General features: G+C 73.5%; 19 protein-coding genes. 10 read left to right on the top strand and 9 right to left on the bottom strand.

Annotated elements, in window-relative coordinates:
• Positions 1–79: 79 nt before the first annotated feature.
• Together ABFX81_RS32070 and rfaE2 are read left to right on the top strand one after the other, a co-directional pair.
• A complete protein-coding gene (locus ABFX81_RS32070) occupies positions 80–715 on the top strand; it encodes a D-sedoheptulose-7-phosphate isomerase (protein ID WP_346139031.1) in 636 nt (211 codons plus the stop codon).
• A complete protein-coding gene (rfaE2, locus tag ABFX81_RS32065; RefSeq protein WP_346139030.1) occupies positions 712–2118 on the top strand; it encodes a D-glycero-beta-D-manno-heptose 1-phosphate adenylyltransferase in 1407 nt (468 codons plus the stop codon). The genes ABFX81_RS32070 and rfaE2 overlap by 4 nt, the downstream gene beginning before the upstream one ends.
• 435 nt (positions 2119–2553) lie before the next feature.
• On the opposite strand, the gene ABFX81_RS32060 is transcribed toward rfaE2, so the two are convergent.
• The 4 genes from ABFX81_RS32060 to ABFX81_RS32045 all read right to left on the bottom strand — a co-directional run bounded on the left by ABFX81_RS32060 (position 2554) and on the right by ABFX81_RS32045 (position 6703).
• A complete protein-coding gene (locus ABFX81_RS32060) occupies positions 2554–3795 on the bottom strand; it encodes an MFS transporter (RefSeq protein WP_428837239.1) in 1242 nt (413 codons plus the stop codon).
• 417 nt (positions 3796–4212) lie between these two features.
• On the bottom strand, positions 4213–4776 hold the full coding sequence (locus ABFX81_RS32055) for a hemerythrin domain-containing protein (protein ID WP_086844803.1): 564 nt from the start codon (positions 4774–4776) through the stop codon (positions 4213–4215).
• Positions 4777–4855: 79 nt separating this feature from the next.
• Complete coding sequence (locus ABFX81_RS32050) at positions 4856–5389, bottom strand: DoxX family membrane protein (RefSeq protein ID WP_086844805.1); 534 nt, start codon at positions 5387–5389, stop codon at positions 4856–4858.
• A 63-nt stretch (positions 5390–5452) separates the two neighbouring features.
• Positions 5453–6703, bottom strand: a complete 1251-nt coding sequence (locus tag ABFX81_RS32045; protein ID WP_428837232.1) for an amidohydrolase — start codon at positions 6701–6703, stop codon at positions 5453–5455.
• Between the two features lie 609 nt (positions 6704–7312).
• Here ABFX81_RS32045 and ABFX81_RS32040 point away from each other — a divergent pair.
• The 6 genes from ABFX81_RS32040 to ABFX81_RS32015 all read left to right on the top strand — a co-directional run bounded on the left by ABFX81_RS32040 (position 7313) and on the right by ABFX81_RS32015 (position 13133).
• Entirely contained in the window at positions 7313–8776 is a 1464-nt protein-coding gene (locus ABFX81_RS32040; RefSeq protein ID WP_346139029.1) for an aminotransferase class I/II-fold pyridoxal phosphate-dependent enzyme, read from the top strand.
• A gap of 275 nt (positions 8777–9051) precedes the next feature.
• Complete coding sequence (locus tag ABFX81_RS32035) at positions 9052–9240, top strand: hypothetical protein (protein ID WP_020270673.1); 189 nt, start codon at positions 9052–9054, stop codon at positions 9238–9240.
• 20 nt (positions 9241–9260) lie between these two features.
• Positions 9261–9956 (top strand): hypothetical protein, encoded by a 696-nt coding sequence (locus ABFX81_RS32030; RefSeq protein WP_346139028.1) that lies wholly within the window; start codon positions 9261–9263, stop codon positions 9954–9956.
• The gene (locus ABFX81_RS32025; protein WP_346139027.1) at positions 9953–10915 is read left to right on the top strand and encodes a DUF6895 family protein; all 963 of its coding nucleotides are present in this window, start codon (positions 9953–9955) and stop codon (positions 10913–10915) included. The genes ABFX81_RS32030 and ABFX81_RS32025 overlap by 4 nt, the downstream gene beginning before the upstream one ends.
• Entirely contained in the window at positions 10912–11829 is a 918-nt protein-coding gene (locus ABFX81_RS32020; RefSeq protein WP_346139026.1) for a DUF6895 family protein, read from the top strand. Before ABFX81_RS32025 ends, ABFX81_RS32020 begins: the two co-directional genes overlap by 4 nt.
• Positions 11830–12110: 281 nt before the next feature.
• On the top strand, positions 12111–13133 hold the full coding sequence (locus ABFX81_RS32015; protein ID WP_346139025.1) for a serine hydrolase domain-containing protein: 1023 nt from the start codon (positions 12111–12113) through the stop codon (positions 13131–13133).
• Between the two features lie 61 nt (positions 13134–13194).
• On the opposite strand, the gene ABFX81_RS32010 is transcribed toward ABFX81_RS32015, so the two are convergent.
• The 5 genes from ABFX81_RS32010 to ABFX81_RS31990 all read right to left on the bottom strand — a co-directional run bounded on the left by ABFX81_RS32010 (position 13195) and on the right by ABFX81_RS31990 (position 18353).
• Positions 13195–14562 (bottom strand): alpha-lytic protease prodomain-containing protein, encoded by a 1368-nt coding sequence (locus tag ABFX81_RS32010; protein WP_086848415.1) that lies wholly within the window; start codon positions 14560–14562, stop codon positions 13195–13197.
• A 146-nt stretch (positions 14563–14708) separates the two neighbouring features.
• Positions 14709–16373, bottom strand: a complete 1665-nt coding sequence (locus ABFX81_RS32005) for an alkaline phosphatase D family protein (protein ID WP_086848412.1) — start codon at positions 16371–16373, stop codon at positions 14709–14711.
• 237 nt (positions 16374–16610) lie between these two features.
• Positions 16611–17375: a metallophosphoesterase gene (locus ABFX81_RS32000; RefSeq protein WP_086848410.1), complete on the bottom strand. Its 765-nt coding sequence runs from the start codon at positions 17373–17375 to the stop codon at positions 16611–16613.
• Positions 17372–17659: a BON domain-containing protein gene (locus tag ABFX81_RS31995; RefSeq protein WP_086848408.1), complete on the bottom strand. Its 288-nt coding sequence runs from the start codon at positions 17657–17659 to the stop codon at positions 17372–17374. Before ABFX81_RS31995 ends, ABFX81_RS32000 begins: the two co-directional genes overlap by 4 nt.
• 16 nt (positions 17660–17675) lie before the next feature.
• On the bottom strand, positions 17676–18353 hold the full coding sequence (locus ABFX81_RS31990) for a nucleotidyltransferase family protein (protein ID WP_346139024.1): 678 nt from the start codon (positions 18351–18353) through the stop codon (positions 17676–17678).
• Positions 18354–18918: 565 nt separating this feature from the next.
• Here ABFX81_RS31990 and ABFX81_RS31985 point away from each other — a divergent pair.
• The gene (locus tag ABFX81_RS31985; protein WP_086848419.1) at positions 18919–19140 is read left to right on the top strand and encodes a hypothetical protein; all 222 of its coding nucleotides are present in this window, start codon (positions 18919–18921) and stop codon (positions 19138–19140) included.
• A gap of 119 nt (positions 19141–19259) precedes the next feature.
• Positions 19260–19844, top strand: a complete 585-nt coding sequence (locus ABFX81_RS31980) for a hypothetical protein (RefSeq protein WP_346139023.1) — start codon at positions 19260–19262, stop codon at positions 19842–19844.
• The last annotated feature ends 2 nt before the right edge of the window (positions 19845–19846 follow it).

Below are 19846 nucleotides of genomic sequence, written 5' to 3'. Positions count from 1 at the left end.
CGACAAGCCGCCGACGCCCGAAGACCGAAGGAGGTGCGGGTCCGCCACCGTCCACGGGGCGGCGGCACGCCCGAACAGCATGAGCGAACACCCTGCACACCCCGCGCTCGATGCCGCCCGCCTGCACTGCCGGTCACTGGACGAGGCACTCGGCCGGTTCCGCGGGCACGGCCTCGAACGGATCGCGGACTGGGGCAGCCGGCTCGCCGGTGTCCTCACCGGCGGCGGCCGCCTGCTCGCCGCGGGCAACGGCGGCAGCGCCGCCCAGGCCCAGCACCTCACCGCCGAACTGGTCGGCCGCTACCGCCAGGAACGCCGCGCCTACTCCGCTCTCGCCCTGCACGCCGAGACCTCCAGCGTGACCGCCATCGGCAACGACTACGGCTTCGACCACGTCTACGCCCGGCAGGTCAGCGCCCACGGCCGCCCCGGCGACATCCTGATGCTGCTGTCCACCTCCGGCCGCAGCGCCAACCTCATCGCCGCGGCCGTGACCGCCCGGCAGGCCGGACTGCACGTCTGGGCGCTCACCGGGCGCGGCCCTAACCCCCTCGCGGAAGCCGCCCACGAAGCCCTGTGCGTCGACGCCGGCAGCACCGCGAACGTCCAGGAGATCCACCTCGTCGCCGTCCACCTGCTCTGCGAGTGCTTCGACACGGCCGTGTCGACACCGCTCGCACGGCGCACGGTCATCACCCACGGGAGCACGCCATGACCGGACCGGAACCGCTCGCGGTCGTCGGAGACGTCCTCCTCGACGAGGACATCGAAGGCGTCTCCACCCGGCTCTCCCCGGACGCCCCCGCCCCCGTCGTCGACGTCACCGGCGACCGGCGGCACCCGGGGGGAGCCGGACTGGCCGCCGCCCTCGCCGCGCGCGGCGGCCGGGACGTGGTCCTGGTGACCGCGCTCGGCGACGACGACGCCAGCGAGGCCGTGCGGCGTGACCTGCGCGGCCGGGTCCGGCTGCTGGAGCTGCCGCTCAAGGGCACCCTGCCGGTCAAGACCCGCGTCCTCGCGGGCGGCCGGCCCGTCGTCCGCATCGACCGGGGCGGCGGCACCCCCGGCGAACCCGACGACGCGGTCCGGGAGGCACTGGCGAACGCCCGCGCGATCCTCGTCGCCGACTACGGGCGCCACACCGCGGGCGCCCTGCGGCCGTACCTGGAGGACGCCGCCCGCCGCACACCCCTGGTCTGGGACCCGCACCCCAAGGGCGACCCGCCCGTGCACGGAGCCCGGCTCGTCACCCCGAACGCGGCGGAGGCACGAGCCATGCACCCCGGCTCCGGAGGGACGTCGCTGGGCGCGTACGCCGAGCGCGGGACGCGGCTCGCGGAGCGGTGGCGCGCGGCGGGAGTAGCCGTCACCCTCGGTGACCGCGGGGTGCTGCTGGCCCGGCCCGGCTCCGGTACGCCGATGCTCGTGCCCGTGCCCTACCGGGCCGCCGGGGACCCGTGCGGCGCGGGCGACTGCTTCGCCGCGACGACGGCGGCGGCCCTCGCCGACGGCCTGCTCCCCGAGGAGGCGCTGCAACGGGCCGTCGCCGAGGCCGCCGCGTTCGTCGCGGCCGGCGGCGCGGGCAACCCCGACCTGTGGCGGACCGAGCCGCCGCCCGGCCCCGCGGACGACGCCGCGACCGACGCGTTCGCCCTCGCGGAGAGCGTCCGGGCCCGGGGCGGCACCGTGGTCGCCACCGGCGGCTGCTTCGACCTGGTGCACGCGGGTCACGTCGGCCTGCTGGAGAGCGCCCGGCGCATCGGCGACTGCCTCATCGTGTGCCTGAACTCCGACGCGTCCGTCACCCGCCGCAAGGGCCCGGGCCGCCCCCTCAACCCGGCGGCGGACCGCGCCCGCGTCCTCGCCGCGCTCGGCAGCGTCGACGCCGTCGTGGTCTTCGAGGAGGACACCCCCGAAGCGGTACTGGCCCGGCTGCGCCCGGACGTCTGGGTCAAGGGCGGCGACTACTCCGTCCAGGACCTGCCCGAGGCGGAGGCACTCCGCACCTGGGGCGGCCAGGCCGTGGTCCTGCCCTACCTCGACGGCCGCTCCACGACGTTGCTGACCCGCCGGGCGGCGAAGGCGGCGACGGTGGCTCTGCGGCCGTCGGGTTCGTGACGACATGACAACATGACGACATAACGACTGATCTGCCGCTGAGGCGCCCCGCCTGGGGCAGTCGGGCCGATCGGTTGTGGGGCGCTTGGTCCTGTCGGGGCAGTCGTGTGGCTCTGGGGCCCTGCCGGGGCGGTCCGGCCGACCGATCATGGGACCCTGCGGCCCTGTCGGGGCAGCTCGGCCGATCAGTTGCTCGGACCCTGCGGCGCCCCGCTCGGCGGCAGCTCGGTCGGTCGATCTCCGCGACCTGGCCGGGTCTCTCCATGCTGTGGCGGCCGATCAGCCGTGCGGCCCTCCCGGCCCGTCGGCGGCAGCGCCGACGACCGCTCAGGCTGCCCCGGCCCTCCGGCAGCCGCGTCCGGCCGCCGTGCGGGCCCCGGAATCCGCCTCAGCCGGTCGCCGCCACCAGCCCCTGCGCCCCCGCCACGCGCCCGCTCAGGCCGCCGTGCTCAGCGCCGGCCGGCCCTGGACGTCGCCCTCCTCCGTCCGGATGACCACCGGTGTCGTGGTGCGGCGCTGTCGCAGCAGGCAGCCCGCGCCGATCGAGCCGGCGATGAGCAGGCCGCCGGTGACGAGGGCGCCGCGGGCGCCGGCCAGTTCCATGAGGAGGCCGAGCGCGGGCGGGCCGCCCAGGCTCCACACCGTGCCGATGCTGCCCCACACGCCCAGCACGCGCCCCCGCAGGTGGGCGGGCGGGTCGGTCTGGAGGACGGCCGTGCCGGCGGTGTCGGAGACGGACTCCACCACGGCCATCGGCAGTACGAGCACGATCAGCACCGCGAGGGACGGCGACAGCCCCGCCACCACCTGGAGCAGTGCCCCGGCCGCCGCCAGCGCCCCCACGAGCCGCACGGACGGCCGGCGCAGCCGGGCGCCGAGGACCGCGCCGACGATGCCGCCGACGGCGAGCACGGTCGACACCGTGCCGAACGAACCGGCACCGCCCGCGAGCGGCCCGGTGACGAGCACGGCCAGGGTGAGCCCGTAGTTGCGGCCGAACACCGCGCTGATCCCGGTCACCCCGGCGAGCGCCATCAGACGCGGTCGGCGCGCGAAGAAGGCCAGCCCCTCGCGTACGGACATGTCCGAGCCGGTGCGCTTCGGGCCCACGGCGACCTCCCGCACCGCCCCGGCAGCCGGCCGCAGGAACGGAATGACCGAGGCCACGAACAGGAACGACACACCGTTCGCGAAGTACGCCGCGGACGTGCCGAGGAACCCCACCGCGACACCGGCCATGGCCGCTCCCACGAGCCGGCCCGACTGGTGCACCAGCGCCCCGACCCCGATGGCCGAGGGCACGTCCTCCGGCGGGACGAGATCGTTGCCCAGCAGCGCACACGCCGGGTTGTCGACGGTCGCGACGACGCCCGTGACGGCGGCCAGCACCATCAGGGAGGTCATGTCGAGCCGGTCCAGCGCCACGAGTACGGCCGTCGTGAAGGCGATCGCGCCGAGCAGTGCCTGGCTCACGGTCGCGGTCAGCTTGCGGGGCCACCGGTCGACGGCCGCGCCGCCGAGGACGCTCATCAGCAGGGCAGGGGCTGCCTGGACGGACATGGACAGCCCCGTCGCGGCGGCGGACCCGGTGATCTCGAGGACCAGCAGGTTCTGGACCGTGAGCTGCATCCACGTACCGGCGTTCGACACGAAGTTCGCGACGGACCACCAGCGCATGCTGCGGTACCGCAGCGACCGCCAGGGCGAGCGCGAGGCGGGCAGGGCAGGGGAGGGCGACGAAGACACAGTGCTGTACTCGCAAGACGAGTCGGAGGACTCAGGAGGAGGAGGGCGGGGGGAACGAGAAGCACCGGCTGCGCTGCGCGGTGGTTCCCCTCGCCGGATACGGCGCCGACCATCGTGGCAGAGCAGACCCCCGAGTCGGATCCATCCGTACCTCGTCCACCGCCCCCACGCGTCCCAACCGCCTCCAGCCTCCAGGCATTTGAGGTCGCGAGTGTGGTTGATCACAGTTGTCGATCATGAACCTCGCCCGGGCCGCGGCACGTGACGGCGGCCACAGCGGACAGAGAAGGGCCCGTCGCCGGGGCGACGGGCCCTTCTCCTGTACCGCGGTGTGCGGCAGCGGCCGCTCTACTCGGACTTGCCGCGACCGGTCAGCGCGTCGCGCAGCCGGTCGATCATCCCGGTGCCCGGAGCCAGGAGCTTGTTGGCCGGAGGCTTGTCGGGGGCGGCCGGGTGGGGCCGGGTCGGGGCGGTCTTCTTCGCCTTCCGGACCTTCTCGCCCAGCTCGTTGAGCGCGTCCATCGGGCAGGCCTGCCGCAGGGCTGGGAAGAGGTTGCCCTCCTCGTCGGCGATGTGCGAGCGGATCTCGCTCATCAGCATGCCCATCAGCCGGTCGAAGTCGGCGTCGCCCGGGTCACAGCCCTCCAGGTCCTTCATGATCCGCTCGGCCGTGGCGTGGTCCTCGAGCTCCTGGTCGGCGAGAGCGTCACCGTTGGCCACGTGCTCGCGTACGGCCGGATAGAGGTAGGCCTCCTCGGCCACCGAGTGCCGCACCAGCTCGATCGTGACCTGGTCCGCGTACGTCTTGCGGTCCTTGTGGCCGGACGGCAGTGCCTCGATCTTGCCGAACATCTCCTCGACTTCGCGGTGATCGGTCACCAGCTCGTCGATGACGTTTCCTCCGTGTCCCATGTCCTTCACCTCCAGCCCCCGGGTCCCCAAGGCCCCAGGGGGCTAACGCGCGGTCCGGGGGCGAGGCCCCATCGATGGCTCAGACCGGGAGCTTGGCCCGGACACGCCCGGCCGCCGCGGCCGGGCCCGTGGTGGCGCGGACGGAGCGCCGCACCAGGCCCGCGTCCCGTCGCAGGCCACGGGCGGCGTGGCTGCCACGCCACAGCACCGAGGGGCGGGCGCCGGTGTCGTCCGCGGCGATCAGCAGCCCGCCGAGCATGGACATGTTCTTGAAGAAGTGGATCCGCTGCTGGGCCCGCTCCGAAGGATCCTCCGTCTCCCAGAAGCGGTGCCCCGCCAGCGTCGTCGGCACCAGCGTGGCCGCGATGGCCAGCGCGGCCGGACGCGGCATGCGCCCGGTGGCCAGCATCAGCCCGGCCACGACCTGCACGGCGCCGTTCAGCCGTACGACCTGCTCGGTGCGGTCCGGCAGCGCCGAGACGCGTTCGGTGACCGGTTGTACGACGGGCTCGGCGACCGGGGCGACCTCCTTCGGGTCGCGGACGGAGTTCAGGCCGCCCGTGAGGAACATCGAGGCCAGCATGGGACGGCCGAGGACGCGCAACAGACTCATGGCCCTCTCCAGGGTGTCGGTGGGTACGGCGTTCGCCGGGTTCCCCACCGGGGGCGGAAGCACTCACCCCGTTCGCGCCGCCCGGTGCCGCGCCCAGGCCTCCTCGCGCAGCTCCTCGGACAGCAGGACGTCCACGGCGGTGCACGCGAGGGCCCCCGTCGCGGCGACCAGCACCTCGCGGGCCCGGGGAGAGGCGGCGGCCTCGGCGAACTCCGGGGTGTGGTCGGAACCGTCCTCGTCCATGATCGCGACGAACGGGTGGATGGCGGGCACTCGCGTGCTGACGTTCCCGATGTCGGACGACCCCAGGTACACGCCGGGCACGGGCGGGGACAGCGGGATCCCGGCCCGCGACAGATGCGCGGCGAACCGCTCGGACAGCGCCTCGCTGTCCCGGAAGTGCTCGTAGCGCACGGTGGCCCGCTCCACCTCGGCAGTGGTGCCCGTGGCCCGGGCCACGCCGTCGGCACACTCCCGCAGCCGGTCCGTGAGGTCCTCCAGCGCCGGCGTCGTGGCCGCGCGCAGACCGAACAGGCCCTCGGCGTACTCCGGGACGATGTTCGTGGCGGTGCCGCCCTGGGTGACGATGCCCTGCACGTGCGAGCCCTCCGGCAGCCGCCGCCCCAGCACGGCCAGCACGTTGAACAGCTCCACCAGCGCCGCGAGCGCGTCGATGCCCTCCGTCGGGTTCCCCGTGGGGTGCGCGGCCCGGCCGTGGAAGGCCACCCGGTACTGCACCTGCGCGGTCAGCGGCGCCCGCGCCCAGCTGTAGACGCCCGGATGGAACATCAGTGCCGCGTCGACGCCGTCGAACACCCCCGCCTCCACCTCCAGGGCCTTGCCACCTCCGCCCTCCTCGGCGGGCGTGCCCACCGCCAGCACCGACCCGGCGGACTCCTCCGCCACGGCCCCCACCGCCAGCGCGGCTCCCAGGCCCGCCGCCGCGATGAGGTTGTGGCCGCACGCGTGGCCGAGGCCGGGCAGGGCGTCGTACTCCAGCAGCAGCGCCACCGCGGGCCGGCCCCGGCCCGAGCGCGCGGTGAACGCGGTCGGCATCCCCGCCACGCCACGCTCCACGGCGAAACCGGCTCGTTCCAGCTCACCGGACAGCAGGGCCGCCGCCCGGTGCTCGGCGAAGGCGTACTCGGGGTCGGCGTGCAGCCGTGAGGCCACACCCCACAGCGCGTCGGCCCGGACCGCCACCTCCTCCCGGACGGCTTGGTGTACGTCCTCACGCGTGCGGTCCACAGGGGCCTCCCCGGCGTCGGCTGCGGTGTGTCCCCGACCGGGTTTCACCGCCCGGTGCGGCGACACCCGCCGCGCTCCCACCGGGCGGCGCGTGACTCTTGGCGGGTCTCTTCCTCCCGCCATACTCGCTGTGTCCTCTGGTGCGGTTGTGCCTGTGGGCAGGGTCTCTGCCGGGTGCGGAGGCACGCCCGTGTTGTCTTCGGTGCGGATGTGCCGCTGGGGGTTCCCCGGTGGTACTCGCTGTGCTTCGTCTGGTGCGGTCGTGCCTATGGGCTGGTCCGCCCCGGGTGCGGGCGGCACCCGCGGTGATTCCTCGGTGCGGCTGTGTCCGCCCTGCCGTGATGCCAGCTGTGTTTCTTCTGGTGCGGTGCCTGTGGGCAGGGTCTCCGCCGGCGGCCGCGGTGGCACCGCCGTGTCCCGGGCCGGTTCCGCCCTGCCGCGGTACTCGCCGCCTTTCGGCCGGTGCGGTCGTGCCTCTTGGCGGGTTCACGCCGGGTGCCTGCGTCACCCGCCGCGCTTCGACCCGGGCGGCCGTGCCCTGAACAGGCCCAGCCCGTTGCCCTCGCACCCGCCGCGTTTCGACCGGTGCCCGAGTGCAACACGGTCGGTGTACCCGCCGGGCCACGACAGCGTGGACGCCGCGGCGGCGGCCGGCGGGCGGATCCGGGAGGAACCATGGACCACTCGCGCGTGCCCGTCCTGGAGGCGCTGGAGGACTTCCGGCGCCGCGGCGACATCGCCTACGGCCCGCCGGGCCACAAGCAGGGCAGGGGAGTGGACCCCCGGGTCGCGGAGATCGTCGGGCTCGACGTGTTCCGTTCCGACGTGCTCTCCCTCAACGGCCTCGACGACCGCCGCCAGTCGCAGGGCGTCCTCAGCCGGGCCCAGGAGCTGATGGCGGACGCGGTCGGTGCCGAGCACGCGTTCTTCTCCACCTGCGGCAGCTCCCTGTCCGTGAAGACGGCCATGATCGCCGCGGCCGGCCCGGGCGAGAAGCTGCTGCTGTCGCGCAACGCCCACAAGTCCGTCATCGCTGCCGTCGTCGTCAACGGCGTCGAGCCGATCTGGGTGCATCCGAAGTTCGACGCCGAACGGCACCTGGCCCACCCGCCCGAGCCCGACGACGTCCGCCGACGGCTCCGGGAACACCCGGACGCCAAGGGCATGCTGCTCATCACGCCCACCGACTGGGGCTCCTGCGCGGACATCGGGGGAGTGGCCCGGGTGTGCCACGAGTTCGACGTCCCCGTCATCGTCGACGAGGCATGGGGCGCACACCTGCCGTTCCACCCTGCCCTGCCCGCCTGGGGCATGGACGCCGAGGCCGACTTGGTGGTGACCAGCGTGCACAAGATGGGCGGGGCCGTCGAACAGAGCTCCGTCTTCCACCTCCAGTACGACCGCGTCTCGCCCGAGGCCCTCAAACAGCGGGAGGACCTGCTCGGCACGACCAGCGCTTCCTCCCTCGTCTACGCCACGCTCGACGGCTGGCGCCGCCAAATGGTCGAACAGGGGCACGAGCTCCTGGAAGCCGCCATCCGCCGCGCCGAACGCATCCGGGCGGTGGTCGCCGACCTGCCGGGTCTGCGGCCCATGGGCCGTGAGGTCGTGGAGGAGGGGCTCACCGCCGACCTCGATCCGCTCAAGCTCGTCATCGACGTACGCAAGCTCGGCATCAGCGGGATGCAGGCCGCGGAGTGGCTGCGCACCCACCGCCACGTGGACGTCGGTGGCTCGGACACCTGCCGCATCAGCGCCTCCATCACCTACGCGGACGACGACGAGACGGAGACGGTCCTGGTGGACGCCCTCGCCGCGCTCGTCGAGCGGGCGGACACCATCGAGCGGCGGCCGCCGGTCCATCTGCCCGAGCCCTCGGCGCTGGAGCTGGAGCAGGCGATGCTGCCCCGCGAGGCGTTCTTCGCCCCGGTCGAGCACGTGCCCGCCGAGCGGGCCGCCGGACGGATCTCCGCGGAGATGATCAGCCCCTACCCGCCGGGCGTTCCCGTGGTGGCACCCGGTGAGGTCGTCACCGACGAGGTCCTGGACTACCTGCGCAGCGGCGTCGAGCACGGCGTCCTCATCCCCGACGCGGCGGACTCCTCCGTCCGCACCCTGCGGGTCGTGGCGCGAGGCTGAGCAGGTGGTCTCCACGGCGTGGCCGGCGGGGAGTTGGCCCTGACCGGGCGCACCACGGGGACGGTCGCTCGCCGCGGCCGTCCCCCGACACCTTGTCAGGTGCGGGCGCTGCATGCCGACACGGGTCGTCCCGGCGTCAAGTACCGGCATCGCTGTAACTTATGTGACATATGTTGAATATGTTACGAAAATAAACTCTTGGGTAAGTTGGCATGAAATGTCCATATCGGGTGCACTAGAGGAGAAAGCATCCGCTTCCCCAAGGAGATGGTGCAATGACTTCCACCGAGAAGTTCACCGAGGAACTGACGGGCATCCAGAGTGCCGACATCGAGGCGGCACTCGACCCGGCAGAAACCGACGGCATCTACCGCGACAGCCGTGAGTGCGCCGCACTCGCGCTGTTCAAGGGCGGATACGGTCTGCTTCTGTCGCCGCCCACCCCGCGCCCCAAGAAGGGTTGAGTGGATCGACAGGAGTGACCATGGAGCAGTCAGGCACTTCGTCCCTCTTGCAGGGCGCGGTGCAGGAACTCGCTTCCGGCGTGGTCTCCGCTCTTCGGAGCGGAGACCACGCTCGTGCGGCCGCCCCGGCGGTGGCCGACGTGGAAGCGGAGGGCCTCACCCTTGCGGCCGTACGCGTGCTGGGAGCCGACGCGTTGCTGCCGGGCACCCTTCTGCACGCCACGCCCCTGCCCGGCGAACTCGCCGTGTTCCGGAAGGCCGTGGAGGCCTACCCGCCCGGCCCCGGCGCCGCCCCCGCCGTCGTGTGGAGCCATTGGGCCATGCGGCGTACGCTGCGGCGGCTCGACCCGGGCCACGCCGACGGCCCGGACGGCGAACCCGACGCCGCCTGGCTGGAGGGCGCCACCTGGCAAGTCCTCACGCACCAGCTCGCGGTGCTGGCCGCCCTCGCCCTGCCCGGCGAGGACTGCGCGGTCGCCCGCGCGGCCGGTCAGCGTCCGGTCGACGTCGCCCGTGGCTTCGTGCGCGCGGTACGCCGCAGGGACTGGCGGCAGGCGGCCGGCGCCGGACGCTGGCTGACCCTGCTGGAGGGCGTACCGCAGACGCTGGGACTCGAGAACGGCCTGGACTTCGTGGAGCTGATGGGCGGTCAGGACCCACTCGTGGCGCTGCAGGTAGGGGCGGCACGGATGGCACGGGCGGGAGCGTTCGTGTGAGGGAGTCACGGGGGACACGGCAGGTGGCCGAGGACGCCCTGGCATGGGTGTCCGCTCATCGTGAGCAGTTCGCGCTGGGCGAGGACGCGCTGGCCGCCGACGGACAGGTGAACCGCAGCTGGAAGCCGCTGGGGGAACTGGCCCAGGTGTGCGCCACCGTGTCCCGGCACACCGCGCCGCCGGATCCGCTCCACGCGTGCGCCGCGGACCTGATGGCCTTCGCGTGGCAGCAGACCGGCCAGGGAGAGCTGTTCCTGCGCCTGCAACGGCTGGAGCCCTTCGCCACCTACCCGTTGGAGGTGTACGCCGCCATGGCCGCGGCGGGCCTGCGGCACTCCGGGTACGAGGCGGCCACCGCCACGGTGGCCCGCACCCGCGGCTGGCAGCTGACCGAGCAGGAGCCCACGCGGCGGCTCGGTGTCCTGAACGCCGAGATCCGCAGCGGCATCCGGGAATCCGACGCGATGCCGCAGGCACTGCGGCGCACCTGGCTGGCCGGGCTGCCCGAGCCCTGGACCTTCGAGGCGTCCTCGGGCTACTCCCTCACCCACGTGGTCTTCCACCTGACCGACTGGGGACGCGCCGGGCCCGGGGGCGTCCCCCCGGACGTGGCCGACTACCTCGCCGACTGGCTGCCGCCCTGGCTCGACACCTGTCTGGACGCCGGGATGTGGGACCTCGGCTGCGAGCTGCTGGCCGTGGCGGCGAGCCTGCCCCTGCTGCCCGAACGGTATGTCCTCCAGGACGCCTGGGCGCGGATCGCGGCCGTACAGCACCCCTCCGGCGCGATCCCGGAGCAGGGGGGCGGCACGGACCACGACATCGGCCCGGACTTCCTCTCCCACTACCACCCCACCCTCATGGCCGCCTTCGCCGCAACCCTGACCACCGGGCGGCTCGACGACGGAGCCCGGGCGGGCACGCACCACCGGCCCGGCGGACAAGGAGTGCTGGGATGACCGACACCCGCCTGATCCACAACGTCGGAGCCGGCGCGCTGGAATGGCTGTGGGCCCACCGCGACGGATTCCAGCTGGAACCCGACGTCGACCCGGAGATCGGCTTCCTGGAACGCTTCAAACCCATCGGCGAACTCGCCATGATCTGCAAGGTGCTGTTCCGCGAGGGTGTCGCCGGATCGCGCCAGGCGCAGCTGGCCCGGCAACTCCTCGACCACGCCTGGCGCGAGACGCTGGACGGCGGCCGCATGCTGGTGCGGGGGCAGCTCACGGAGCCGCTCTCCCCCATCCCGTTCGAGGTGTACCTGCCCTTCAAGGAACTCGGCTACAGCCAGCCGGAGATCGAGCGGGCGGCCCGCCTGAACCACCGGCTGGACAGCTGGGTGGCGTTCGAGGCGACCCCCACCCGGCGGCTCGGCCTGTCCGCGTTCCAGCGCCGGTTCGGCCTCCCGCCCCGGCCTCCGGAAGCCGAACTGCGGGACACCACCTGGCTGGCCCGCACCCCCGAGCCCTGGACCGTGGAAGGGCACATCGCCTACGACGTCACGCACAACGTCTTCCACCTGACCGACTGGGGGGAGAGGCCGGACGGCCTGCCGCCCGGCACCGCGGAGTACCTCGCGACCTGGCTGCCGGTCTGGATCGACGACTGGCTGGACCTGGAACGCTGGGACCTGCTCGGCGAACTGCTGGTGGTCGACGCCTGCCTGCCCCGGCCCACCCTGGACGAACGGGCGTGGGAGGGCTTCGCCGCCGCACAGCAGCCCGACGGGGCCATGCCCGCCCTGCGGACGATGCCCCAGGGCGCCCCCGACGAGGTGTTCGACATCGTCTACCACCCGACCCTGGTCGCCGCCTACGCCTCTGTCCTGGCCACGTCCCGGTCCCTGTCCCGGCTGGTCCAGGCCTCATGACGGCCCGTCGGCACACTCCGTGGCCCGGCGAACCGCTCGACGGCGCCGAGACTCCGGCTCCGCGTGCCAGACTGGCGGACGGCTTTCCGCCCCTGTGGGACACGGCGACGGACGGGGGCCCGGGGGTTCCGCGCGACACACCGGCGGGTCGGACCCCGGCTCTGCGTTCCCGGTCGGCGGACGAGTCCCCGCCGAGGCGTGACACGGCGGCGGATGAGCCCCCGGCCCCCCGTGCGGAGCCCGCGGCCGCGACCACGGCCGGGCGCGTCCCTCGCTCGGCCGTGCCCCCGGTCGACGGCCCGCTCGCCGAGCGGCTCGCGGACGCCGTCGCCGCATCCGACGCCCCCGACGTCGTCTTCGCCCTCTCCCGGCACGGCCGCCGCACCGTCCTGAGCGGCGGTACCGCCCCGCCCCCGCCGCTTCCCCGCGAGGACCTCCGCTACGAGACCGGCTCGGCCGCCAAGACGTTCACCGGCCTGCTGCTGGCCCGGCTGATCCACAGCGGCGAGTTGTCCGGCGGTGAACCGGCCGCCGCCTTCCTGGCCAGGGGGCGGCCGGCCGGTGCGAACCCGGTGACGCTCGCCCACCTGATCACCCATACCTCCGGGCTGCCCGCCCTGCCGGCCGGCTTCTATCTCCGGGGCCTGCCCGCCTGGCACACCAACCCCTACGCCCGCTTCCCCGCCGCCCGGGTCGTCGACGCCTTCCTGCGTCACCGGCCCCGCCACCGCCCCGGCACCCGCTGGCGCTACTCCAACTACGGCGTCGCGGTACTCGGACACGCACTGGCCGCAGCGACCCGCACACCGTGGGAGGACCTGCTCACCGACCAGGTCCTGAGCCCGCTCGGCCTCGACGGCACGACTCTGCGGGCGGACGACTCCGGGTTCGACGCCCCCGGGCACGGCAAGGACGGCGAGTCGCCCGTGCCCCCCTTCGACGCCGGGGGCTTCCAGGCGGCGGGGGCCGTGCGGGCCACGCCGCACGACCTGCTCACCTTCATCGAGGCTCACCTGGACCCGACCGGAGCGCCAACGCAGCTGGCCGCCGCCCTGCGCGCGGTGCGCCGCCCCGTGCTCCGCCGGGGCATCGGGCACCGGCACGTCCACACCATCGCCTGGTTCTGTCACCCGACCGGCGGTGGACCGATGTACTTCCACAGCGGCGCGACCCTCGGCCAGCAGGCGTTCCTGGGCTTCCGCCCCGACACCGGCACGGCCCTGGCGGCGCTGTGCACCCGCCGCTTCCGCGCCCACGACCCGTTCCTGGCCACCGCGTACGCGCTGCTGGCGGAGGAGGAGTAGCGGGGCCCGTCCGGCACCGACGGCACCTGCCGCTCCGGCGCCGGACAGCCCTGACCCTTCGTCACACCCGCTGCCAGAGGGCCGGAGTGAGGCTGGGCGCCCACACGCCCTGGGCCTGGTGGGTCTGCAGGCACCGGTAGCGCACACCGGCGTGGCTCACCGTCGCACCGGCCTCATAGACCCGTCCGGCGGCCCACGACTGCGTGACGTTGTCCCCCGGTGCCGAGGCCTGGACGGCGGCGGTCCTGAGCGTGAGGCCGAAGTCCCTGAGCAGGGGATTGATCGGCTGGTAGAAGGTGGTCCCCCCGCTCCTGCAGTCGCCCGTGCCGCCGGAGGTCACGCCCTGCGCCTGGACGCCCGCGACGAAGGGCCCGCCGGAGTCGCCCGGCTCGGCGCACACCGTGGTCCGGGTCAGCCCGTCCACCCTGCCCTCGGCGTAGCTGACACTGGTGTCGTGCTGCTCGATCTGGCCGCAGTGCCACCCGGTGGTGGAACCGGAGCGGCAGACAGCGGCCCCGACGAGCGCCTGGACCGAGCCGGTGACCTGCACCTTCTGCTCGCCCTCGACCCTCACGTTCGGGGTGGTCGTCCACTGGTCGTTGACGGCCACCCAGGACATGTCCTTGCCGGGGAACGTGGAAGCCTGGATCGTGCCTTGCTCCGCGTTGTTGAACCCGGTCGTCCTGGCGCCGCTCCTGCCGCAGTGCCCCGCCGAGGCGAAGCCCTGCTGGGCGCCCTTGGTGACGGAGAAGCCGACGGAGCAGCGGGCGGAGCCGTCGATGTAGTAGGCGTCGCCGCCCGTGATCTCCGCCAGAAGGCGCGGCCGGTCCGCCGTCACCTTGACGCCCACGCTCTTGCCGTCGAGGCCCGCGGCCTTGACGAAGGCGGCGGCCGCAGCCTTGTTCGTGGCCTCCACCGCGACTCGGTTCGCCGGAATGTCGACGTACCACAGGGGCGTGTCACGCGTGCTGGCGCGACCCGCCGCCGCGTCCAGCTTCCGCTTCGCGGCCTGGAGCTCGCGGAGCGTCTTCTTCACGACGGCCGCCTTGGCGCCCTGGGCCCTGATGACGGGCACATCCGTCGCCTGGGTGGTCGCCACGACCAGCTCCTGTGACGTCGCGCCGCGCAGCCAGGCCCCCGCGAAACGGTTGCCCAGCGCGTTCCGCAGTCGCCCCGCCCGGGTGCCCGCCTCCGCCTCGTTGACCAGCCGCCGGGACGCCTGGGCCGGGGTGAGCCCGAGGTCGCGCTGCAAAGCACGCAGTACCGGAGCCGACGGCCGGTCGGCGCCGAGGGTCTGGGCGGACGAGGGCAGAGATCCCGCGGGGGGCGCCGGCTCGGCCGCCACGGCCGAGGGGATCCCGGTGGCGACGAGTGCGCCGAGCGCGGTCAGGGCCGCCCGGCGTCCGGTCACGGTATGTCTGTGGACCATTCGGTGTGTCTCCTTCGCTCACGTTGGAACTGTCGCAAGGACACAGGCCTTGCCGGAACGGCCCGGAGTGATGTCCCGGGCCGCCCCGTTTCGCGCTTGGGCGCGGGGGAGGGGCGCCAAGTGCAGTACTGCGGACGCCGGGCGAGTCACGCGGGCTTCAGACCGGGCGATCCCACCTCCGTGACGAAGGACGCAGCCGTCGAGACGGTGCCCCCGGGCGTCGTGATGGCCGAGACGGTCCGGAAGTCGGCCTGGGCGTTCTCGCGACCCAGCGCGACCCGGATGTAGCCGCGCCGGCCGTCGAAGAACTTCATGTGAGGGTTGACCTTCATGTACGTGTCCCACTCGGTCGGCTTCCGGGAGCCGTTCCCGCCGCTGGCGATGGAGGTGCAGGTGAATTCCGTGCCCACCGTCCTGGACGACGGGTCGTCGAAGTCGTCCTTGATGTCGAAGGCGTACCCGACGTGGACGTCGCCGGTGAGGACCATCCAGTTGTCGACGCCCGCGGCCTTCGCGCCCGCCATGACGCGGTCGCGGGAGGCGCGGTAGCCGTCCCAGGCGTCCATGGAGACCCGGGCCGGCGCGGCCAGGTCGAACTTGCGCTGGGAGAAGCACACCTGCTGGGGCATCACGTGCCACAGCGCGGCGGAGTCCCGCCAGCCGTCCAGCAGCCAGCGCTCCTGCGCGGCGCCGGTGAGGGTGCGGGCCGGATCGTCGGACTCGGGGCCCGGCGCGTGCGGCCGGTCGTTGTAGGCCTGGTCGGAGCGGTACTGGCGGGTGTCGAGGATGTCGAACTGGGCGAGCGAGCCCCAGGCCAGCCGGCGGTACAACCGGGCGTCGGGCCCCTGCGGCAGCTGCTCGGCACGCAGCGGCTGGTTCTCCCAGTACGCCCGGTAGGCGGCGGCACGCCGTACCAGGAATTGCTCAGCAGGACCGCCCTTCTCGTCGATGGCGCCCGCGTAGTTGTTCTCGGTCTCGTGATCGTCCCAGGTGACGACGAACGGGTGCCGGGCGTGCGCGGCCTGGAGGTCCGGGTCGCTCTTGTAGAGCGCGTAGCGCAGCCGGTAGTCCGCCAGCGTGGTGGTCTCGCGGTTGAACACGTCGGGCAGCTTGCGGTCGGTGTAGCGGCGGTCCCCGCCGGCGGAGTCCACCGGGTACTCGTACAGGTAGTCGCCGAGGTGGAAGACCACGTCGACGTCCTCCCGCGCCAGATGACGATGGGCGGTGTAGTAGCCGTCCTGGTAGGCCTGGCAGGCGACAGCGGCCAGTCGCAGGCTGTCCGCCGCACTGCCCTCGGCCGGCGCCGTCCGGGTGCGGCCGACGGGGCTGATCCAGGTGCCCACCCGGAACCGGTAGTAGTAGTGGCTGTCCGGCATCATGCCCTTGACGTCGACGTGCACGCTGTGGGCGTACTCGGGGTGGGCCGTGGCGACCCCCTGGTGCACGACGAGGGCGAACCACTCGTCCATGGCCACTTCCCACTGGACGACGACCCGCTGCTGGCCCAGGCCGCCGTCCTCCGCGAACGGCTCGGGAGCGAGCCGGGTCCAGATCAGCACCGAGTCGGGCAGCGGGTCCCCGGATGCCACGCCGAGGGTGAACGGGTCGTTGGTGATCCGCGCCGCGTCGAGCTCGGGAGCGGCGGTGACACCGCGGGCCGGCCGGTTGGTGGAGAAGGCGAGCATCGCGGCCGCCGCGGTGACGGTCAGGAAGCGACGGCGGGCGACATGCGGTGCCGCGGTGCGCAGTACGGTGTCGTGCGGGGAGAAGGCATGCTCGGACGGTGGTCTTTGACGACCCGTCAGCGCCATCTGGTGTCCTCTCGTGCGGGGCGCGGAGCAAGCATGCTAAGCAGACAAAATGCCTGATAGCGGCACGACTTGCGGGGCGTTCACACCAGAGGCGGTACGGGAGCGGCTCGTCACGTCACGCAGCCGTCAGCGGCGGACCGTTGGCGGGCGCCGCGTGTCGCGGGACACGAGCGGGACACGACCGGGACACGAGAACGCCGCCGGCGGGAGCCGGCGGCGGATGGGGGACTGGGCTGTCTAGCGGGCCGCTTGTGCGGCGGCCCCGGTGGTCACGTGGTCGCGGACGGGCAGATGGTAGACGTGGAACGCCCGCCCGATGACCGGCTGGGCGACGTTGCGCACCCGCACGCCGCCGCTCGTCATGCCGTGTTCCGTGCCGGCGTGCGCGTGCCCGTGCACCGCGAGGTCGGCGCCGGCGGTGTCGATCGCCTCGGCCAGCAGGTAGCTGCCCAGGAACGGATAGATCTCCAGCGGCTCGCCCGCCAGCGTGTCCGGGACGGGGGAGAAGTGGGTCAGGGCGATCCGCGCGTCACAGCCCTCCTCGCCCAACTGCTCCAGGGACGTGCGCAGACTGTCCGCGCACCGGCGCGAGTACCTGACGAACTCCTTCATGACCGGCTCGCCGAACTCCCCGGCGCAGCGGCCGACGAAACCGCCGCCGAACCCCTTGGTGCCGGCCACGCCGATCCGCGCCCCGCCGCTCGTCAGGACCGTGCCCTGTCCCTCCAGGACATGGGCACCGGCGTCCCGGAGGATGGCCGTGACCTCGTCGGGCCGGTCGTCGTGATGGTCGTGGTTGCCCAGCACGGCGACCACCGGAACCCCGAGGTCCCGGACCTCCCGGGCCACCACCCGCGCCTCCTCGGGGGTGCCGTGCCGGGTCAGGTCCCCAGCCAGTAGCAGGAGGTCGGCGCACTCGGGCAGGGTCTCGAAGGCGGGCCGGAGCAGGCCCTGGCTGTCGGGCCCCATGTGGATGTCTCCGACGGCTGCGATGCGGATCATGCGAGTTCCTCCGCGTGGTCGGGGGAGGACGTCTCGGTCACCACGAGGTCGCTGTGCACGGGGACCCCGGCGAGTTCCTCCTGGACGGTGCGGACGATCTCGTCGCGGCAGGGCGCCGAGGGCACGGTGCCGGTGAGCAGCACCGTCCGGCCGCGGGCCTCGACCCGTACGCCCAGTTCGCCGAGTTCACCGGAGGCGAGGCGGTCCTGGAGGTGGGCGATCCGGTACTCCAGGTTCTGCTCCGGCTCCCCGCCGCCCGGGGGCTGTGAGCCGTGGGTAGTCATGGGTGTTCCTTCCGCATCAGATGACGTTCAGGCGCTCCAGGAGGAAGAAGAACGCGGCAGGCATGGGCTCGTCCCCGCACTCGCGCCGCACCCGCTCCCAGTCGACCTTCTCGCGCAGGGCGCGCGCGATGGGCAGGGCCGCGCCGAAGTCGCAGTGGTGCTCGGAGAAGGCGGCGATCAGGCTCCACAGCAGGTCGGTCGGGGCCAGCACGGGCATGCGCACCGAGTCGACCGAGACCTCCTCCGCCCGCTCCAGCATGTCCGCGCCGACCGGCCGGTGCGCCAGCTCGAAGATGATGTCCACCGGCTGGCCGAAACACGTGGCCTTGATCAGCCAGTCCTCCGGCGGGGTGTAGACCGTCAGCCCGGCCTCCCGCAGTGTGGCCGCCACCGCGTCCGCGTCCTCGGGGCGGATGGCGAAGTCGACGTCGTGCTGGAGGTTCTTCTCGCCGCCGTGGGCGTAGGCGGCCACGCTCCCGGCCAGCGCGAAGAGGTGCCCCTTGCGCTTCAGCAGGGCGCCGACCTGCTTGGCCGCCTCCAGGATCGCCTGGTTGCGGTCCAGAGGCAGCTCCTGCGGCGGCTCGTCGGCCTGGGGGTCCTGTGGTGGCGCGGGCTCGGGCTGGTCCGGGGGCAGCCGGAAATCGGGGATTCCCGGTCGCCGGACGAGCGTCGCGTCATCACCGTTCTGCGTCATGACCACTCCATTCGCCGAAAGGGCACCCCGCCGCCGCGCGATGCCGGACCCGTGACGGCCTGCTGCGTGCCCGCTCTGAGTACCCTGAGCCGTCACACCGACACGGGAGGCCCTCGAAGAGCACCGAGCCGAGGGCCGGTTTCCGCCGAGGCCGAGGCCGAGCCGACCGCGACGAACCGGGACGGCTGCCCGACCGGCGCGTCCGGCCCTGTCATCGCCCGAGGGCGGTGCTCCACCACGGCACACCCCTGGACGTGTCGCGCAGCTGAGCGGCGGTGCGCACCAGGTCGCGGCCGTCCACCTCCGGCCCGTACGGACTCCGCCGCTGCCCGCCCTCCGGCGCGTCAGCCGCACCGTCTGCCGGGGGTCGGCGACCGCGAGTGTCCAGCCACGCTCGTTCCGGACCCGCACCACGTGCGCCGTCTCGTCGACATGATCACCGATGGATCCACCGGACGACCCGGCCCTCCGCCCCGCGGCGGCCCGGGCGGACCACGTCCGGTGGCAGCCCGGACCCGCCCTGGTGAGGCTGGCATGGCACGTCCCCCCGCAGGAAGGACCCCCCGTGAACAAGCTGCCGTACGCCCTGCTCACCGCCCTGGCCGTGGTGGAGCTCGCCGCGCCCGCACACGCCGCGGCCCGCCCGGCGGGCGTCACCGCGAGCCAGTGCATCGCCGGGGGCGGCTCCATCGTCATCTCCGCCGTGGGCGACGGATGGCAGTCGTACACCAAGCGCTGCGTGGGCGGCGTCCACGACGGCGAGACCGTCCTGCGGGACCCCGGCTGAGACCCCGGCCGAGTCCTCGGCTGAGCAAGACAAGCGCTAGCTCCAGCAAAGTCGGAATATGGGGCAAAGAGCTGGGAAACCGGTTGTAGCCGCTGGACAACGCGCTTGTGGAGGTCGCCATGAACCAGGAGACATCACGTTCGCCCGATCTTCCGCAGCCTTTGCGGGCCGTCGCCTCGGGTCTGAGGCACCTGCCGGGTGCGGAGCAGGTGGGCAAGGTGGCCGGAGACACCCTGGACCGGATCGGCGCGGTGTCGCCGCGCGGCCGCCGGATGGCCGTCTACGCCGGTGCCGGAGTGCTCGGCGTGGCCGGAGTGGTGGAGTGGCCGGTGGCGCTGACCGGCGCGGCCGTCGCCTGGCTGACGCAGCCGAAGCCCGGAGAGCGGCCCGACGTCGCACCGGGGAACGGCGGGTCACGGACCGGTCAGGCCGGACAGGGCCGTCCCGGAGCCGGCGGCGAGGGCGGTCCGGACGATCAGGACCTCTCGTCCTACGGCCCCGGCGACAAACTCGCCTCGTCCCACTACCGGCACGACCCGCCGGAGCACCACGTCCACGAACAGCCCGCGAAAGTGGGCGACACCGCCACCGCCTCCGCGCTGAAGCAGGTCGCCGAGGCCACCGCGCACCACGACCCGCACGGGGAGGAGCCGGACCGGGAGCAGGCCGTCCGGCAAGGACACGACAGCCGGCCCACCGGCTGAGT

The sequence above is a fragment of the Streptomyces coeruleofuscus genome (genome assembly GCF_039532725.1).
Lineage (GTDB): Bacteria > Actinomycetota > Actinomycetes > Streptomycetales > Streptomycetaceae > Streptomyces > Streptomyces coeruleofuscus.
Note: the sequence above shows the minus strand (reverse complement) of the source record. Positions and strands in the feature narration are given on the sequence as shown.

Excerpts from the sequence above, each read along its gene's own strand:
- ABFX81_RS32010 (WP_086848415.1), bottom strand. The coding sequence starts at position 14,562 with ATGGTCCACAGACATACCGTGACCGGACGCCGGGCGGCCCTGACCGCG.
- ABFX81_RS31995 (WP_086848408.1), bottom strand. The coding sequence starts at position 17,659 with ATGACTACCCACGGCTCACAGCCCCCGGGCGGCGGGGAGCCGGAGCAG.
- ABFX81_RS32020 (WP_346139026.1), top strand. The coding sequence starts at position 10,912 with ATGACCGACACCCGCCTGATCCACAACGTCGGAGCCGGCGCGCTGGAA.
- ABFX81_RS32000 (WP_086848410.1), bottom strand. The coding sequence starts at position 17,375 with ATGATCCGCATCGCAGCCGTCGGAGACATCCACATGGGGCCCGACAGC.
- ABFX81_RS31990 (WP_346139024.1), bottom strand. The coding sequence starts at position 18,353 with ATGACGCAGAACGGTGATGACGCGACGCTCGTCCGGCGACCGGGAATC.
- ABFX81_RS32030 (WP_346139028.1), top strand. The coding sequence starts at position 9,261 with ATGGAGCAGTCAGGCACTTCGTCCCTCTTGCAGGGCGCGGTGCAGGAA.
- ABFX81_RS32035 (WP_020270673.1), top strand. The coding sequence starts at position 9,052 with ATGACTTCCACCGAGAAGTTCACCGAGGAACTGACGGGCATCCAGAGT.
- ABFX81_RS32055 (WP_086844803.1), bottom strand. The coding sequence starts at position 4,776 with ATGGGACACGGAGGAAACGTCATCGACGAGCTGGTGACCGATCACCGC.
- ABFX81_RS32005 (WP_086848412.1), bottom strand. The coding sequence starts at position 16,373 with ATGGCGCTGACGGGTCGTCAAAGACCACCGTCCGAGCATGCCTTCTCC.
- rfaE2 (WP_346139030.1), top strand. The coding sequence starts at position 712 with ATGACCGGACCGGAACCGCTCGCGGTCGTCGGAGACGTCCTCCTCGAC.
- ABFX81_RS32070 (WP_346139031.1), top strand. The coding sequence starts at position 80 with ATGAGCGAACACCCTGCACACCCCGCGCTCGATGCCGCCCGCCTGCAC.
- ABFX81_RS32060 (WP_428837239.1), bottom strand. The coding sequence starts at position 3,795 with ATGCGCTGGTGGTCCGTCGCGAACTTCGTGTCGAACGCCGGTACGTGG.
- ABFX81_RS31980 (WP_346139023.1), top strand. The coding sequence starts at position 19,260 with ATGAACCAGGAGACATCACGTTCGCCCGATCTTCCGCAGCCTTTGCGG.
- ABFX81_RS32040 (WP_346139029.1), top strand. The coding sequence starts at position 7,313 with ATGGACCACTCGCGCGTGCCCGTCCTGGAGGCGCTGGAGGACTTCCGG.
- ABFX81_RS32050 (WP_086844805.1), bottom strand. The coding sequence starts at position 5,389 with ATGAGTCTGTTGCGCGTCCTCGGCCGTCCCATGCTGGCCTCGATGTTC.